The 17,654-nt window shown below is 31.8% G+C and carries 20 protein-coding genes; 5 read left to right on the top strand and 15 right to left on the bottom strand.

Annotated elements, in window-relative coordinates; all coding sequences use genetic code 11:
* The first annotated feature begins 80 nt into the window (after window positions 1-80).
* Window positions 81-1,637 (top strand): bifunctional metallophosphatase/5'-nucleotidase, encoded by a 1,557-nt coding sequence (locus CN946_RS18570; protein WP_098862494.1) that lies wholly within the window; start codon window positions 81-83, stop codon window positions 1,635-1,637.
* Between the two features lie 106 nt (window positions 1,638-1,743).
* On the opposite strand, the gene gcvPB is transcribed toward CN946_RS18570, so the two are convergent.
* Genes gcvPB through gcvT form a run of 3 tightly spaced genes read right to left on the bottom strand, consistent with a single transcriptional unit; the run spans window position 1,744 to window position 5,688 of the window.
* Entirely contained in the window at window positions 1,744-3,201 is a 1,458-nt protein-coding gene (gene gcvPB / locus CN946_RS18575) for an aminomethyl-transferring glycine dehydrogenase subunit GcvPB (RefSeq protein WP_098862476.1), read from the bottom strand.
* Window positions 3,173-4,558, bottom strand: a complete 1,386-nt coding sequence (gcvPA, locus tag CN946_RS18580; protein WP_286133982.1) for an aminomethyl-transferring glycine dehydrogenase subunit GcvPA — start codon at window positions 4,556-4,558, stop codon at window positions 3,173-3,175. The genes gcvPB and gcvPA overlap by 29 nt, the downstream gene beginning before the upstream one ends.
* 26 nt (window positions 4,559-4,584) lie before the next feature.
* Complete coding sequence (gene gcvT / locus CN946_RS18585; RefSeq protein ID WP_098862477.1) at window positions 4,585-5,688, bottom strand: glycine cleavage system aminomethyltransferase GcvT; 1,104 nt, start codon at window positions 5,686-5,688, stop codon at window positions 4,585-4,587.
* Window positions 5,689-6,048: 360 nt separating this feature from the next.
* Here gcvT and CN946_RS18590 point away from each other — a divergent pair, with 360 nt between their 5' ends.
* Both CN946_RS18590 and CN946_RS18595 read left to right on the top strand, forming a co-directional pair.
* Window positions 6,049-7,734, top strand: a complete 1,686-nt coding sequence (locus CN946_RS18590) for a DEAD/DEAH box helicase (protein ID WP_098862478.1) — start codon at window positions 6,049-6,051, stop codon at window positions 7,732-7,734.
* Entirely contained in the window at window positions 7,721-8,527 is an 807-nt protein-coding gene (locus tag CN946_RS18595) for a YqhG family protein (protein ID WP_098862479.1), read from the top strand. The genes CN946_RS18590 and CN946_RS18595 overlap by 14 nt, the downstream gene beginning before the upstream one ends.
* A gap of 116 nt (window positions 8,528-8,643) precedes the next feature.
* Here CN946_RS18595 and CN946_RS18600 read toward each other — a convergent pair whose 3' ends face one another.
* The 9 genes from CN946_RS18600 to comGA are packed head-to-tail and all read right to left on the bottom strand — an operon-like array spanning window position 8,644 to window position 13,362.
* Window positions 8,644-8,853 carry a YqzE family protein gene (locus tag CN946_RS18600; protein ID WP_098428829.1) on the bottom strand — a complete coding sequence of 70 codons (210 nt, stop codon included), beginning with the start codon at window positions 8,851-8,853 and terminating at the stop codon, window positions 8,644-8,646.
* A 22-nt stretch (window positions 8,854-8,875) separates the two neighbouring features.
* Window positions 8,876-9,400: a shikimate kinase gene (locus CN946_RS18605; protein WP_098862480.1), complete on the bottom strand. Its 525-nt coding sequence runs from the start codon at window positions 9,398-9,400 to the stop codon at window positions 8,876-8,878.
* Window positions 9,401-9,413: 13 nt separating this feature from the next.
* Entirely contained in the window at window positions 9,414-9,818 is a 405-nt protein-coding gene (locus CN946_RS18610) for a hypothetical protein (protein ID WP_098862481.1), read from the bottom strand.
* Entirely contained in the window at window positions 9,787-10,221 is a 435-nt protein-coding gene (gene comGF / locus CN946_RS18615; RefSeq protein WP_098862482.1) for a competence type IV pilus minor pilin ComGF, read from the bottom strand. The genes CN946_RS18610 and comGF overlap by 32 nt, the downstream gene beginning before the upstream one ends.
* On the bottom strand, window positions 10,202-10,531 hold the full coding sequence (locus CN946_RS18620) for a hypothetical protein (RefSeq protein ID WP_098862483.1): 330 nt from the start codon (window positions 10,529-10,531) through the stop codon (window positions 10,202-10,204). Before CN946_RS18620 ends, comGF begins: the two co-directional genes overlap by 20 nt.
* Window positions 10,518-10,991 (bottom strand): competence type IV pilus minor pilin ComGD, encoded by a 474-nt coding sequence (comGD, locus tag CN946_RS18625; protein ID WP_098862484.1) that lies wholly within the window; start codon window positions 10,989-10,991, stop codon window positions 10,518-10,520. The genes CN946_RS18620 and comGD overlap by 14 nt, the downstream gene beginning before the upstream one ends.
* Window positions 10,957-11,253 carry a competence type IV pilus major pilin ComGC gene (comGC, locus tag CN946_RS18630; RefSeq protein WP_098233287.1) on the bottom strand — a complete coding sequence of 99 codons (297 nt, stop codon included), beginning with the start codon at window positions 11,251-11,253 and terminating at the stop codon, window positions 10,957-10,959. Before comGC ends, comGD begins: the two co-directional genes overlap by 35 nt.
* A gap of 11 nt (window positions 11,254-11,264) precedes the next feature.
* On the bottom strand, window positions 11,265-12,308 hold the full coding sequence (gene comGB / locus CN946_RS18635) for a competence type IV pilus assembly protein ComGB (protein WP_098862485.1): 1,044 nt from the start codon (window positions 12,306-12,308) through the stop codon (window positions 11,265-11,267).
* On the bottom strand, window positions 12,301-13,362 hold the full coding sequence (gene comGA, locus CN946_RS18640; RefSeq protein WP_098862486.1) for a competence type IV pilus ATPase ComGA: 1,062 nt from the start codon (window positions 13,360-13,362) through the stop codon (window positions 12,301-12,303). Before comGA ends, comGB begins: the two co-directional genes overlap by 8 nt.
* A 349-nt stretch (window positions 13,363-13,711) precedes the next feature.
* Here comGA and CN946_RS18645 point away from each other — a divergent pair, with 349 nt between their 5' ends.
* On the top strand, window positions 13,712-13,954 hold the full coding sequence (locus CN946_RS18645) for a DUF2626 domain-containing protein (protein ID WP_056475051.1): 243 nt from the start codon (window positions 13,712-13,714) through the stop codon (window positions 13,952-13,954).
* Between the two features lie 29 nt (window positions 13,955-13,983).
* Here CN946_RS18645 and CN946_RS18650 read toward each other — a convergent pair whose 3' ends face one another.
* The gene (locus tag CN946_RS18650; protein WP_176547378.1) at window positions 13,984-15,114 is read right to left on the bottom strand and encodes an SAM-dependent methyltransferase; all 1,131 of its coding nucleotides are present in this window, start codon (window positions 15,112-15,114) and stop codon (window positions 13,984-13,986) included.
* A 12-nt stretch (window positions 15,115-15,126) separates the two neighbouring features.
* On the bottom strand, window positions 15,127-15,753 hold the full coding sequence (locus tag CN946_RS18655; protein ID WP_056475045.1) for an MBL fold metallo-hydrolase: 627 nt from the start codon (window positions 15,751-15,753) through the stop codon (window positions 15,127-15,129).
* Window positions 15,754-15,909: 156 nt separating this feature from the next.
* Between CN946_RS18655 and CN946_RS18660 the strand changes: the two genes are divergently transcribed.
* Complete coding sequence (locus CN946_RS18660; RefSeq protein ID WP_098428838.1) at window positions 15,910-16,086, top strand: DUF2759 domain-containing protein; 177 nt, start codon at window positions 15,910-15,912, stop codon at window positions 16,084-16,086.
* 86 nt (window positions 16,087-16,172) lie between these two features.
* Here CN946_RS18660 and CN946_RS18665 read toward each other — a convergent pair whose 3' ends face one another.
* The gene (locus CN946_RS18665) at window positions 16,173-17,108 is read right to left on the bottom strand and encodes a M14 family metallopeptidase (RefSeq protein ID WP_176547379.1); all 936 of its coding nucleotides are present in this window, start codon (window positions 17,106-17,108) and stop codon (window positions 16,173-16,175) included.
* Window positions 17,109-17,654 lie beyond the last annotated feature (546 nt).

Consider the following 17,654-nt stretch of genomic DNA (forward strand, 5'->3'; position numbering starts at 1 on the left):
AGAATATATTGAATTGGAACGCATTGAAAAAAGCAGTTCTTGCTTTTGTTCTTACGACCACATTATCTGCAGGAGTATTTATGGCTTCTAGTAAGCCAGCTGCTAGAAACATTCCTATTAACACCAAGAAAGATAAGAACCGTTTCATTCAAGTAAAATTACTTGGCGTTAATGATTTTCATGGACAATTAGATACGACCCGAAAATTTAACGGCAGGAATGTTGGCAGAGTAGAATATCTTTCCGCATATTTGAATCAAAAGAAAAAGGAAAACAAAAATACTATTTTAGTTCATGCTGGTGACATGGTTGGTGGAAGTCCTCCGATCTCTTCATTTCTTCAGGATGAACCTACAATTGAAGTATTAAACAAGATGGGCTTTGACTATGGAACTCTAGGAAACCATGAATTCGATCGTGGTGTGAATGAAATGTTGAGGTTGATCCGAGGAGGAAACAATCAAAAAACTGGTTATTTTACTGGGGCAAATTTCCCGTATATATGCGCCAACGTAATCGACAATCATACAGGTAAGACCATTCTACCTCCATACAGTATAAAAAATATTAATGGCGTACCGATTGGATTTATCGGCGTCGTAATAAAAGATACTCCAAAGATTGCACCACCAAATAAAACAGATGGTGTAAAGTTTATTGATGAAGTAAAAGCAATTAATAATTCAGTTAAAACACTTAAAAAACAAGGTGTAAAAACAATCGTGGTGCTGGCACATAATGGTGGAAATCAGTCCAAAGCAAATGGAAATGCTACAGGTGAAATCGTTCAAATGGCCAAAAAAATGGATGATGAAGTTGACATAATAATTTCTGGACATACACATACTTATCTTAACAAAGAAGTAGACGGAAAACTGATTGTTCAATCCTACTCTTATGGAACTTCTTTCTCCGACATTCAGTTAACAATTGATCCAAATACGAAAGATATCGTAGACATAAAGGCAAGTATAGAGATGGTCTACCAAGATGGCATAAAATCAGATCCTGAAATAAAGAAAATGATACAAAATTATGAATCTAAAATTGAACCTATCGTAAATAAAGTCGTTGGAAAAGCTGCAAACGATATCTTAAGTAAGAAGAATCATAATGGAGAATCAAGTTTAGGAAATATAATTGCAGATTCACAACGAATTGCAATGAAGTCCGATTTCGCATTTATGAACTTTAGTGGAATACGTGCTGATCTTCCAAAAGGGGATGTAACTTTGGATGAATTGTTCACGATCCAACCATTTAAAATGAAACTCGTTAAAATGACATTATCTGGTGAACAAATTCGGAAACTTCTCAATCAGCAATGGCAGGAACATGGAAGTGTTCGAATGCTACAAATATCAGGTTTAAAATACACTTGGGATAGTACAAAAAGTTCGGGGCAAAAAGTGATTAATATCATGCGAACAGATGGTACTCTAATTAATCCACAAACTAGTTATACTGTCACTACAAATAGCTATCTTGCAAATGGCGGTGACAATTTCTCGGTATTACTAACAGGGAAAGATAAAGTGGAAGGTCTAACAGATTTTGATGCATTTGAAGAATTTATGAAGGAACAAAAGCAACCTTTGGTCCAGACATTTGATGGTCGGATTAATCGGATTAAATAGATTTTAAGAAGGTCAAAAACACGAGTTTCATTTTGATAAGATTCTATAATACCATTGGAGAAATACGACCATAAAAAAAGTTCCCTTGGATAAGGGAACTTTTGATTTATGCTTTAATATAACGTAATACAGGTTTACGTGCTGCTAAAGTTTCGTCAAGACGACTTACAACAGTTGTATGTGGAGCCTCTTGTACGATTTCTGGATTTTCTTCAGCTTCTTTAGCAATTGTAATCATTGTATCGATAAATGAATCTAATGTTTCTTTTGATTCAGTTTCAGTTGGTTCAATCATAATACATTCTTCCACGTTTAATGGGAAGTAAATTGTTGGTGGGTGGTAACCAAAGTCTAATAGGCGTTTAGCGATATCTAATGTACGAACACCTAATTTCTTTTGACGTTTTCCACTTAATACGAACTCATGCTTACAATGACGATCGAATGGTAGGTCAAAATGTGGTTCTAAACGACGCATCATATAGTTAGCATTTAAAACTGCATCTTCTGTTACTTGTTTTAAACCTTCTGGACCCATTGAACGAATGTAAGTATATGCACGAACATTAATTCCAAAGTTTCCAAAGAAAGGTTTTACACGACCGATTGACTCTGGACGATCGAAATTTAAAACATATTCTTCTCCAACTTTTTCAACGATTGGTGCTGGTAAGTATGGAATTAAATCTGCTTTAACCCCTACAGGACCTGAACCAGGGCCACCGCCACCGTGTGGACCAGTGAATGTTTTGTGAAGATTTAAATGTACTACATCAAATCCCATATCTCCAGGGCGTGCTTTACTTAATACAGCATTTAAGTTAGCTCCATCATAATAAACTTTTCCGCCTGCAGCATGGATGATCTCAGAAATTTCATAAATATCTTCTTCAAATAGACCTAATGTATTGGGATTCGTAAGCATTAATGCTGCAACGTTTTCATCAACTACACGACGTAAATCTTCTAAGTCAACTAAACCTTTTTCATTTGATTTTACAGTGATTGTTTCGAAACCTGCAACAGTTGCTGATGCTGGGTTTGTACCGTGAGCAGAGTCAGGTACGATTACTTTAGTACGGTTGAAGTCACCGCGGCTTTCGTGATAAGCACGGATAATCATTAATCCAGTCCACTCACCATGTGCACCTGCAGCTGGTTGTAAAGTTACTTCATCCATACCAGTAATTTCTTTTAATTCTTGTTGTAGCTCATGCATTAATTCTAAAGCGCCTTGAACAGAATACTCATCTTGTAGTGGATGAACATGTGCAAAACCTGCTATACGAGCTACAGCTTCATTAATTTTTGGATTGTATTTCATTGTACAAGATCCAAGTGGATAGAAACCAGAGTCTAAACCATGATTTCTTTTTGATAGCGCTGTATAATGACGCATTAAATCTAATTCAGATACTTCTGGTAAATTCGCTTTTTCTTTACGTACATAAGCCGCTGGAATTACTTCCTCGATATCGAAATCCTCAACGTCCATCGTTGGAAGACTATATGCGATACGACCTTCTCTACTCATCTCAAAAACTAACGGTTGATCCTTCAGCATGTTGCATCCCCTTTCCGTCTACTAATAAAGCTAGCTCTTCTACAAATGTATCAATATGTTGTTTAGAACGTAATTCTGTTACTGCGATTAACATATGATTTTCCATAGCAGGTTCAACTTTTGCTAAGTCATAACCACCGATAATTTTCTTTGTAAATAAATGTTTATTAATCTCAGTAACATTTTGTTTTACATCAATTACTAGTTCATTAAATGCTGCGCCACCGAATACTACTGAGATACCGTTTTCAGTTAATTTCTTTTTCATATATTGTGTACGTTGAATATTTTGAGTTGCCATTTCAACTGCACCATTTTTTCCAAGAGCTGTCATCGCAACAGAAGCTGCTAAAGCATTTAATGCTTGGTTTGAACAAATATTTGAAGTCGCTTTGTCACGACGAATATGTTGCTCACGCGCCTGTAATGTTAATACGAAACCACGACGACCTTCGCCATCAACAGTTTGACCAACTAAGCGACCTGGCATTTTTCGCATTAATTTAGTTGTAGTTGTAAAGTAACCGCAGTGAGGTCCACCAAACTGAGTAGGAATACCAAAAGTTTGTGCATCACCAGCAACGATATCAGCTCCGAATTCTCCAGGAGGAGTTAAAGCCGCTAATGCTAATGGATTACTTGAAACTACGAATAAGCTTTTTCCTGTATGAGCAATTGGCTCGATTTGATCTAATTCTTCAATTTGTCCATAGAAGTTAGGGTATTGAACAACAACACAAGCAACATTATCGTTCATTTCATTTTTAAGCTCTTCTAGATCAGTTTTTCCATCTTTAAGTCCAATTTCAACAACCTCTAAGTGTTGACCTTTAGCATAAGATAAAATAACTTCACGTGATTGTGGGTGAACAGCTTTTGAAACTAAAATGCGCTTTTTACCAGTATGACCAGCTGCTAAAGTAGTTGCTTCAGCAAGAGAAGTACCTCCGTCATACATTGAAGAGTTTGCTACATCCATTCCTGTTAATTCACAAATCATCGTTTGGAATTCAAAAATTGCTTGAAGTTCACCTTGTGAAATCTCAGGTTGATATGGCGTATAAGCAGTATAAAACTCTGAACGAGATATAACATGATCTACAACTGTTGGTAAGTAATGATCATAAACACCAGCACCTAAGAAAGACACATACTCCCTTAAGTTAGCATTTTTTTTAGCTAATTCGCTTAACTCCTGAATTAAATCAGATTCAGATTTTGCTTTTTTAATGTTTAATAAGCCATTAAAACGAACTTTTTCAGGAATATCACTAAATAATTCATCAACTGATGAAACACCTACTACTTTTAACATCTCTTGACGATCTTGCTCTGTCATTGGTAAATAACGATGCATTAAGGTAATCCCCTTTCTCCCCCTAGTTACTTCTTCTCTCTTTTGTAAAATGGTTTTGAAACTACAATTGCTTTTAATTTTTTATTTCGAATTTCAACTTCAAGTTCAGTACCTAAAGCAGAAAATTCAGATTTGATTAATGCAAGTCCAATATTTTTCTTTAATGTTGGAGATTGTGTACCACTTGTTACTTCACCAATTACTTCCCCGTTTACATATACAGGATAGTGAGTTCTTGGAATACCTTTGTCAATCATTTCAATTCCAACAAGTTTACGAGGTACACCTTGCTCTTTTTGATTTTTCAGAACTTCTTTACCGAAGAAATCTTCTTCTTTATTTAATTTCACAGCAAAGCCGATACCAGCTTCTAATGGAGTAATATCTTTAGTTAGTTCTTGACCATATAATGCTAGAGCTGATTCAAAACGAAGTGTATCACGAGCACCTAATCCACATGGTTTTAAACCGTCATCCTTACCTGCTTCTAAAAGTAAAGTCCAAAGCTTAGACGCATCTTCAGCAGCTAAGTACAGCTCGTACCCATCTTCACCAGTGTAACCTGTACGTGAAACTAAAACATTTAGATCACCAATTAATACATTATCTTTGAAAGTAAAATACTTAATATCAGTAACGCTCTCATTCGTTAAACGTTGTAAAATTGCAACAGATTTTGGCCCTTGAAGAGCTAATTGTGCAACTTCATTACTTTTATTAACTACTTTTACATCACCTTCAACATGTGAAAGTAACCATTCAAAATCTTTTTCAATATTAGACGCATTTACAACTAATAAATAGTGTTCATCGTTATACTTATAAACTAATAAGTCGTCTACAGTTCCAGCATTTTCATAGCACATTGCTGTATATAATGCGCCTTCTTCATTTAATTTAGAAATATCATTTGTCATCATTTTTTGTAAATATTTAAGACTATCTTTACCAGTTACTTCAATTTCTCCCATGTGAGAAACATCAAATAAACCAGCTGCTGTACGAACAGCTTCGTGTTCTTCTTTAATGCTCGAAAATTGCACAGGTAGCTCCCAGCCACCAAAATCAATTGTTTTACCACCTAATACTTTGTAATCTTCAAACAATGGTGTGCGTAATAAAGTCGTCATGTAGCCATTTCCCCCTTATCTACATGCTAGCATGATGGAAAACTAAATTAATAGTTCGTCCAGCTAACCATTAAATAATTTACATATTTTGTATATTTTCGGAAAAACTAGTAGAAAACAAGAAAATATATTATCAAACTATATTAGTTAACTGTTTTTTCTTAACAATAAGAGTTTTTTGTTTAATAAAAGAATAATAAATTTTTACTTTTTTTCTACACTATTATCCTAACATTAAACGACAAGTTTCATCAATATCCAAGTGAAAATTTTTAAAAATAAAATAACGAACGTTATACCAGTTATCTTACTATAATGTTCATAATTATCCAATATAAAAATGAAACAGGTGAGGTTTACATGTCAATTGAGATTAAATTCCATACAGAGTGGCAAGAAGAGTTCTTAGAGAAGCTTGAAAATGATGGACCATGGTCAAATTGGGAGAATTATAAGCTTGCCTATCATACTTCTACAAAATTAGCAATTCCATCTTTTACAGGTATGATTGCTCCTACACATTTACCAAATTTAACTCCATTGCCTCATCAATTAGATGTTGCTACGACAGTAATTGAAAAAATGAATGGAAAAGCAATATTAGCTGACGAAGTAGGATTAGGTAAAACAGTTGAGGCAGGTTTAATATTAAAAGAATATATGATTCGTGGTTTAGTTAATAAAGTGCTTATACTAGTTCCAGCATCACTTGTATCACAGTGGACCTTTGAATTAAATACAAAATTCCATATTCCAGCAATCGCACAACAAAAAAAGAATTATGTTTGGGATAGCTGTGATGTAGTTGTATCATCAATTGATACTGCAAAAAGAGATCCTCATCGAGAAAAAATATTAAGTATCAATTATGATCTCGTCATTATCGATGAAGCTCATAAACTGAAAAATAATAAAACAAAAAACTATGAGTTTGTACAACTTCTTAAAAAGAAATATTGTTTACTACTAACTGCTACACCAGTTCAAAATAACATTGAAGAAATTTTTCATTTAGTTTCTTTATTAAAACCTGGCCATTTAGGTAATAAATCTAGTTTTGAAGAATATTTTTCTGCTAAGAACCGCTCATTAGAGCATGAAGACTTATTACGAGAACTCATTGGAAAAGTAATGGTTCGAAATCGCAGACAGGATACAGGCATCGAATGGACAAAGCGAAAGGTAGAAACAGTATTAATTAATTTTAATGAAGAAGAACAAAAACTTTATGATTTAATCGATGAATGGCAGAAATCACAATATACTGGGGTAACCTCAGCATTCTCCTTTTTAACATTTAAGCGTGAAGCTTGTAGTAGTCGTGAAGCTGTTTATGTATCAATGAAAAAAATGCTTCAAAGATTTGAAAAAGAAAATATTGATATTAACGATCCTTATATCGAGAAAATTTTTCATCAAATTAATCAAATTACGTCTAATTCAAAAGCAAATAAAGTTATTGAACTAATTAAAAAAATAAATGATAAAGTAATTATTTTTACTGAATATCGCGCAACACAGTTATATTTACAATGGTTATTAAAGCAAAACGGTATTACATCTGTACCATTTCGCGGTGGTTTTAAACGTGGTAAGAAAGATTGGATGAAAGAATTATTTAAAAATCGTGTACAAGTTCTAATTGCAACCGAAGCTGGTGGTGAAGGTATTAACTTACAATTTTGTTCAAATATGATTAATTATGACCTTCCATGGAATCCTATGAGGCTAGAACAAAGAATAGGACGTATACATCGACTTGGACAAACAGAGGATGTAAGTATCTATAACTTTGCGACTGTTGGCTCAATTGAAGAACACATACTAAGACTACTTTATGAAAAAATCAATTTATTTGAGCGTGTGATTGGTGAACTGGATGATATTCTAACTAGAATTCCTTATAAAGATTTTGAAGCTCATATGAATGAAATATTTATTCACTCTAAAACTGAAGGCGAAATGAAAATTAAAATGGAAAATTTAACGTCCATCATTCAATTACAGCAACATAAACAAGCAGGTGATAGTTATGCAGCAACATGAAATCCATGATTATATCGAATACTTTTTTAGACATAATGATTGTGAAATTCTACAGAAAACACCAACATATTTAGAAATACAATTAACAATTGAGATGGATAAAAAATTAATGAATCGTCCTTTCTATTGGCATTATTTAGAAAAAACAGGCGGTATCCCAAATCCAATGAAGTTAACACTGATTACAGATAGTGATAATGCACCTGAAGATCTTAAAGGTGAACAAATTCATTTTGGGTCGCCCCGCCTTCACCAAATTTTCTCAATCGTTAATGAACTAGGACAGTCAATTAGACTTTATGAAGATACAAAAGCACCAATGGGTCAACAAATTGCATTACACCCTTGGTTAGCTGTTAATTATCAGGTTTCTTTTACTTGTGATCATAAAAAAGATTATTTATATTCTTTTGGAATCCATTTAATTTCCGGAAGAATTATAGAAGATTTTCATATAAAACTTGAAAAAATCCAATTCAACTCTAAAATACCTGATTTTTGCTATTCCATGTCACCTTTGATTAAACCAATAAGTGGTTTAAATCGTATGGAACAATTACTTCGAAACAAAATTGAAAAAGAAGATACTGTATGGGGTGAAGAAGCAAGGAATAGATGGCAACATGATTTAGATTTATTAAATCAATTTTATGAAGCTGATGAAGAAAAACCTGAAAATTATCATGTAGAATTCAATGCACTTAAAGAACTTTACGAACCAATTATTCATGTTGATGCAATTAATGGTGGACTTTTTTATCTATCACCAAACACAATGAATAAATTAAGTTAAATGATTTTAAGTGGAGATTAGGTTTGAGGGAAATCTAAATAAGATTGTTCCTCTTCCCTTTTTTCCTATCACAGAAAAATAAAGACTGACTTCTTTTTTGAAATCAGTCTTATTAACTAAATACTTTTCTTTTCTTTGTCTTTACGATTTTGAATTTTTTTCATAAATAAAGCTAGACTTAATGGTAACATTCCAAACATGTTAGTAGAAAATGGAGCCTTCAACTCTTCTTTTTCTTGTTTTATTGAATCCCGTTTCTCTTTTGGTTGATCGATATAATTAATAAATTGTTCTGTCATATATTTTACATAATCATTTGTTTTCAATAGAAATCACCTTACTTTCTTGTCACTTATTTCTACTATCTCCTCCTTTTGAATAATTTAAACAGTCAATGATTTCCAACGCAATTTCAATTGGTGTTAAATTATTCGTTGAAATTTCATAATCTGCTTTTTTATATTGTGATTCTCTTTTTCGAAACAGTTCCGTTAGTTCTTCAATCGTTCGATTTACAGCATTTGGTCGGTTAGAATCCAAATGGATTCTTTCGTATATTATTTCAATTGGAGTTTCAAGATAAATTATTTTGCCAGTTTCTTTCATATATCCAATGTTTTCATCACGAAGAATGATTCCACCACCAGTTGAAGTAATCATTTTTTTTGATGGTAAATTTTTTAATACTTGCGTTTCTATATCACGAAAACCGCTTTCACCAAACTCATTAAACAATTCTGGTATGCTTTTGCCTGTTTGAGAAACAATTTCCTCGTCTAAATCAATAAATTTTTTGTTTACTCTTTTAGCTAATTCCTTTCCAACAGTCGTCTTACCACACCCCATAAATCCCACTAAATAAATTGATTCCATTTCATCCTCCAACTTAATCGATCCAATCCGATACTTGATTTGTACTTTTTTTATATTTAAATTGAACTACATATTTTTTTATTTTTGAATTACTACTAGTTAAAGTTACATGATATTCATCATTTGTAACTAAATAAGTATTCAATATAATTTTTGTATTATTATAATACTTTACTGTATTTCCTTGAAGTGGTAAATTACCATGCTTTAAATCGCAAATTGCTTGTGAATGCACGCGGTCTAGTTTGTTTTGATTTCTCGTATAAGAATAAAATGTATTAAACGAATGAAAAATATCTATTTGTATTAGAAAAAAAATTAGTAAAATATTTATCATAAAGATCGTGTAAGGTAAATACACTCCATTTTCACCAAGTATTTTAAATTTAATTGATAAACATCCGAATAGTTTTTTCATATATTCCACCATTTAAATCGATTACTTTTACTAGGATTTGCCTTTCGCTTATTTGTTCAAACTTTATATCCCTTATATTCTGAAGTACAATTTCATGTCCTAATCCTAGCCTTTGACGTCGAATTATTGTTGCATATTTCCGATAACTAATCGTAACTTGATTAAACTCTTCAAAGAGAAGAAGGTCGGAATGAACTGTAAAACTTATACTTTTGTTTGCCTCTTTTTGAACTTCTTTTATAAAATTATCTAATTCTAACCTATTTACGGATTCATTACTGTAATTTCGTTTAACAAAGCTTTTTATACTAGAAGTTGATATAGAAATAATCATTAAAAATAAAACAAGTGAAAAAAGTGTTTCTAGTAAAGTAAAGCCTTTTTCATTCTGCAATTTCTTCACAAATTTCACTTTCCTTTTTTCGATCAGTCCAAATAACACAAATCGAATTAAAATTATTTCTTGAGTTTATTTTTACTAAAAACTCTCTGCCATTCTTTGTATAGAAACCCACTTTAAAATCTTCTCTGTTAATAAAATAAAGATGAACCATATCTGTTAATAAGTCATCTGCCATATTGCTAATCGTCATCTTATCTTTTTTTTGTAAAAATAATGACATTGAAGGAACAATCATAATACAAAAAATAATTAGTAAGTTTAAAGATATAACTGCCTCGATAAATGTAAATCCTTTTTCATTTCCGATCATATTTAAATCGACCACTTCCTAAATAAAAAGTAACTATATATTCTGTTTTTTTATATTTAATTGAAATCGTTCCAGAGCTTGAGATATTACCATCGGAGTTAAATCTTAACGGAGGTTTTAAAGTAAGGTTAGTTATACTAATTGATTTGTCAAAATTTCGAATGACTACAGGGGGATTTAGTAAATTATCTTCCATTTCATATTTATTTTGATAAAAGATGATCCTAGTAGGAATTTGTTTTATTATTGCATTCCTTTGTGCAAGAAAGATATCATTTTGAAGCATTTGAATAAATAATGTTAACTTTTGTTCGTCTTCTATCTTCCTAACTTGATTAATCGGTAAACCCAATAACAATATCATAATTGAAAGGACTAATAACATCTCAACAAATGTAAAACCAAACGAATTATCCAACCTTTTTTTAAGGTATTGATACAGATCCAGTTGCTTTGTCATATGATAATTCAACTTTATTATTGCATTTATATGATGTTATATAGCCCTGTTCTTTTAAGACTGATAAACTCTCAGGTAATTGTTCATTTTCTAATCGATATGATTCAACACTTGACTGAACCATTTTTTGAAGTGCAGAACATCCTTTCGTTTGAATCGACTGTTGCTGTTTTCCTAAATTTGGTATCACAAGCAATAAAAGAAGTGAAATGATAAATAAAACAATTAACATTTCAATTAAAGTAAATCCTTTTTCATTCAAACTAACTCCCCCTAGATATTGTTCATCAATTGAAACATAGGAAACAAGATGGCTATATACAGTGATAGAATACTTGATGAGATTAGGATTAAAATAATCGGCTGAATGATCCTTATCGATTTATGAAAGTAAGCTTCAATACTCTCCTTTAAATAATCAGCATAATCAGCAAGTTCTTTACTAAGAGTACTATTGTTCATGCCATGTTCAATCACAAATATAATATCTCTATGGAATGCACGTTCATTTTTAAATGCTTCCTGCATAGAAATTCCGTTTAATATTTGATTGTAGAAAACTACTGCTTTTTCTTTTACAAATGTCCTACTATCATTATTCTGCATTGTTTTTAGTGCATCAACTATGGGAAAACCAGCATGTAATAATATACTTAACTGCATTGAAAATTCATAAGTATTCATTGTAATTAAATACTTCCTTACTAACGGGATTTGAATTAATTTATCCATCCGCTCGATTGAATTTAATTTATTAATTGCCAATAAGTATCCATAGGCTGTCAAACCAATTAGGAAAAGAGAAGTAAACATAATGGAAGGTAATCTTTTTATAACTTGAAGATAGATGAAAATAAAAGAGTTCTGATTAGAATGGAATGTTGAAAATAGCATTTCATATTGAGGAATGATTATATTTCTAAACAAAAACAAAATTAACAATAATATTGTGATTAAAAAAATAGGATACCCCATGATTTTTCTTATGTAAGCTCTATGTTGAATCTTTTTTGTAAGCATATAACTGCCTTCCCCTAGCGCTAAGGACAAATCACCATGCTTTTCTGCATAATACAAGTAAACGAGTACATCTTGATGAAGACCAAGCATTTTAGCAAAATCGATAAATGATCCTCCTTCCACCAAAGCTATTTTAGCTTTATAAATCAATTCTTTTAGGTCATCTGGGAATTGAATCGTTAAGAATTCAATTGCTTGAATTAGCGGATAACCTTTTTGTAAAAGTTCTCCTAATATTTTTAATAGTTTAGCCTGTTCAATATAAGTTAATTTTCTTTTATTAAAAAATTTACCCATAGATTATACTTCTGTCCAAATGTTTGTTATCAATAAAACCTAATGCATAGCCTTTAATGAGTTGATTATTTAAAGTAGAAAATTGAACTTCTTCTTGTATCCCTCTAAATTCATTAATAACCGAATTTAGAGCTTTACCATAAAGCAATTCATATACCCCTAATCTTCTGTGATTTCGATTTACAAAACAGTTTGGTTCACATTCCCCTTCACAAAAACGGCATTTTATTGGAACTAATCTTTGAGAAACGATAGCAACCATTGCCTGAAATAATTCCTCCTTTGGAATTCCAAGCTCTAACATTCGATATAATGCACCTTTTGTATTATTTGAATGAATTGTCGTTAATACTAAATGACCGGTCAATGCTGCCCGAACGGCAATTTTCGCAGTCTCTTCATCCCTAATCTCTCCTACCATTACTATATCTGGATCAGACCGGAGAATAGCTTTTAATCCAGTTGCATATGTTAAACCTGCTTTTTCATTAACTTGGACTTGAAAATATTCGTCAGATTTCCTTTCAATCGGATCCTCTAAAGTGATAATATTTCTTGCTATGTCTTTTTTTGCTGACTGTAATAAGGAATACAGCGTTGTCGTTTTCCCGCAGCCTGTTGGTCCTGTAAACATCATTAGCCCATGAGAATGATGTAATAAAGACAAAAGCTTACGAGTAGTAGATGGGAATAAGGAAAGACTTTCTATTGGAGCGATTTTTTGTTGAGGATGAATACGAATAACCATAGATTCATCAATAATCGTTGGTAAGGTAGCCAAGCGAAGTGATAATAAAATTTCATTAATGTTAACAACTAAAATTCCAGTCTGTGGTCGTCTAATTTCTCCTATATCCATACTTCCTAAAAACTTCAAATGCATGATAATCCTCTTAGACTTCTCTTTATTTATTCGTTGAATCAGTTTCAACTCACCATCAACACGAAAAAAAATTTGTACATCATCCTTTTTTGGTAATAAATGAATATCCGATGCTCCAAAATGGCAAGCTTTTTTTAGAAGTTCTTCGACCATTTTTTCTACTGATACCATTTTTATTCCCCCTTTCTATATGAGCAATTATATTTTTGTTTTCCTCAGCTATCAAATCATGATAATTATGAAACTAGACGAAAGTTTTAAATTTAGCTAACATTTATCTATAAACTAAAGTTAATTTATCGAAATAACGTACAAGAAAATCAAATATATAACATAACACAAAAAGTATGTTTTCAAATCAATGTATAGAAAATCATTAAATAAGAAAAATAATATCAGATATGGTTAATTTCATTATCTCTAGAATCAATTTAGAATTGTATTAATACATTGTTTACAATTGTAACTTTCTTATTTTATAATAATGAATGGGTAGAAATTTTTTATGGGGGGATTTAGGATGGATCGAATGTTCCGCGTTCTAGGATTCTGGACAGCTATATTTACGGTAATGTTCTTTGTTGGACATATGTCAGCAGCTGCACTTATTTTCGCATGTCAAACAGCATTTTTCGTAGTATTAGGCTATCTAAAGCTTTCTGAGCGTATGTACATCTATATCTTTGGCGCATACTTAACTGTGTTCTTTATTGGATTTACATATTATAGTACTTTCTTATTAGTACCAGGCTTTAGTGAGTAATAGAAAAACCAGTCATATGACTGGTTTTTTTATTTGTATTCATTTAATGAAATCAATTCAATCAACTTAGTAAGATCGTTTGTTGACATACCTTTTGTTTGCAATAGCCATTGGAAGGAATCACTTATTCCCCCAGGCATTATTAAAGATTGTACAGCTCTATTTTGTTTATATTCGCTTGAAAATGGATTTGACTGAGCATGCGGAATAAGCCAATTTAAAATACCAAAATCTAATATTGCATCTCTTTGGTTAGAAAAGTATAGATTTTCGATATGATTCTGTAATCCGAACTTTTTTAATTCATCCCAATGAATATGAGTTGTAATGTCCATATGCCCTAAATGCTCTAGTATATTTGATTTCATTTCATGCTTGTAATAACCGCGCAAACTTCCCTTAATTCGATGGGGTGCATCCCATTCTTCCCTCGTAAAACCATAATCAACAGTTAAAATGATTCCTTTACTAATTTTCGATTGTAAAAGGTCATATACTTTTTCCATACCAACAGGAATTTCAATTCTTTGCCCATTTTTTCCTACAAAATTGTATCTACTTAGAAAATCACTGATTTCACTATCTTGTATTTTAACGAGATTTTCTTTCAGATTATTTTGTCCATCAATTACAATTACTACCTCATGCCATTCGTTTTGATTAAATTCAACTACTCGAACAGGCAAAGCATCAAACAATTCATTTGAAAATACCATTCCACTATTGATTTGCTCGATTTCTAATATATTTAAGAAGTATTTACAATTCAAATGGTTCGCCAATAATTCTATTTGTAATTTATGATGATATTGGCTAGCATCAATAATATAATAAGTTAAATTATGATAAATTTCAGGCTCTTTTTTTTCACAGTACGAAAGAAAGGCTGCGGCGAATCTGCCATTTCCACCACCAACTTCAACAAAAAAAGGTTCGATTAGGTTATTCTTAACAAACCGACAAAATGTAGCTGCAATTACTTCTCCATATACTGTACCTACTGAGCTTGTAGTATAGAAATCACCTTTCCGTCCAATTTTTTCATTTGCCATTTGATAATAACCTTTTTCATGATCATAAAGCACTAACGAAATAAATTGTTCGTATGTAATAAAACCTTTTTTGCTGTTATTTATCGCATTAATAATTATGTTTTTCATCATATTACCTTATTACAAAAATGGATTATGTCTTTTCTCATCACCAATCGTTGTAGTTTCTCCATGACCACTACATACAACGACATCATCAGGTAAAGAAAGAAGTTTACCTTTTATACTTCTAATCAACTGGTCGTGATCCCCACCAGGTAAATCAGTTCGTCCAATGCTTCCTTCAAATAATGCATCACCAGAAAATACTGTCTTTATTTCTTTACAATAAAATGAAACACTTCCTGGTGAATGGCCTGGAGTTTCGAAAATTGAAAATAAGAAACGACCAATTTCCATTTTACCTTCTTTTTCAATCAAGTGATCTGCTTCCCTTGCAAATATTGACTGATTTCTCATAAATAATTCAGAACCATTTTTTTGTCCATCTGTTAGCCAATCTGCTTCATATTTATGAATATAAACGGGTATATTATATTCATCACGCACATCATCAACAGCCCCAATATGATCAAAATGGGCGTGGGTTAGAAGGATTGCTAATGGCTTTAATTTATTTTCTTCAATAACATTAAAGATTACATGTGCTTCTTCGCCTGGATCAAAAATAACTGCTTCATTCATATCATTACTTAAGATATAACAATTAGTTTGTAATGGACCTAATGGTAATTGTAAAACATTCATATTCATACCCTGCTTTCTTTTTAATCTATATAATACTATATCATAATTTTGTTTTAGCACTTAATTTCAAATAGACAATTGTTCGCAAAAGTTTTACAATAATAATGATGTGATAGCAAACAGGGGTTGCTTGACGAAATTTATAGGGGGTTTACAATGGGTACAGTTATTATTTTTATACTAGTAGCTATTCTAAGTGTTCCTGCTTTATTAGGATCATTAAAGAAGAAGAACTTTTTAGCCGTTTTTTGGTCTGGCGCTACATTAGTTTTATTTGGTTGGTTTGCCATTATGACAATTTTACATAACGGTTATCCACCAGCGCACTTATAATATTTATTTCTTTATGTAACGGACTATTTTCTACATATAGAAAACATGTTACATAAATAAAAAAGCTGACAAAATTGTCAGCTTTTTTATTTATGAGATGATTGGATATTTTCTAAATTAAATAATGACGCTAACAGAATTGGAAATGTCTCGGAAAAAATCGATTCAAACATAGAAAGTGGCAATGGATTTATTCCTTTACCTAATTCAAGTGTAAAACCTGGTTTCCGAAAATCTTGTATATACCAATCCTTATAACCAGCATGGCTATCAATTGTTTTTACTGCTTTATACGGACTAACACTAGAAAAATAATTAGCATAGACTTCCGAGATAGGCGGTTCAAGATTATCATAACCCCAATAAAATTCTTTCCCCTGGGTATGCAAAGCCAAAATAAGATCAAACTTTCTTTCAATTGCTAAATTACTCATAGCGATTGTTTCTGGTTCAGTTAATGGAGCATCTCCTGGGTAGTCTCTAGGAGAGAATGTTTTTTGTTTCTTTCTTTCTTTTTCAAACTCCCAATGTGCAGGAAATTGATTGTTTAAATCTACACCTCTTATATTTGCTTTCCATCCAGTAAAACCATCATTTCCTTCGTTAATTTTATGAACAAATTCCATATAATCACTTTGTTCAACAGCTCCATTTATAACTAAATTTACCCCATCAGGATTCACCATAGGGACAATCGACAAAGTATTCTCATTAAATAAAGCTACCAATTCTTTATGAAATGGCAACTCTTCAGTTTTTAAAGTGTTACATATCCAAAAAAGCATTTTCATGATTACACAAGTTGTAATCCATTCATTTGCATGAAACGAACCATTCCAATGTACCTTTCTATGTCCATTTCCAATTTGAATCTCATATATAGGCTGATATAAAACACTGTGTCCAATCGTATTTAAACGAAGAAAAGGAAATTCTTGTACTAATAAACTAATATCTTTTGAAAGTTCATTAAAATCATATCTTCTTGGATGAAAGGATAAAGGCCGATTGTTTTTATACAAAATTTTCACCTCATCAGTTATTTTCTAGTTAATTGTATGTAATTAAAATAAAGAAAAGCACTTTCGTTTAGGAAGTGCTTAATTTAGCGTTTTAAATAGCCATATTGAATTATTAAAGCTTCATGAGTTCCCGACTTCTTGTGGGATTAGCAGAATGGATGAGAGATGGGGCTAGAAGACCTCAGGACGAATGTGACAAGGTAGCTCCAAAATCTCGTTACACTTAAAGGCAAACATCCTGTAATGGAAATCAACATGCTATTATTTTTTTTAATGACAAATTACTCTTTTAGATTGTTGAAATATAAAAACAAATTCAATTAATTAGTTTATTAATTAATGTTCGATCATAATTGACCTACTAAATAATAAACAATTCTTAGTTTACTCTAAGTAAAGGCTATTTGGATTAGGGTTTATTGCAGACTTTTTTTGATGAATAAGTTGATTGGAATGGAGGGGTGCTCGACTCCTATGGGATAAGCGGGAAGGCTAAAGACCCCGGAGGCTCGCCGAGGAGGCTAAAGAATCTCGCCCCATGGAAAG

This window comes from Bacillus sp. AFS053548 (assembly GCF_002575105.1).
GTDB lineage: Bacteria > Bacillota > Bacilli > Bacillales > Bacillaceae_G > Gottfriedia.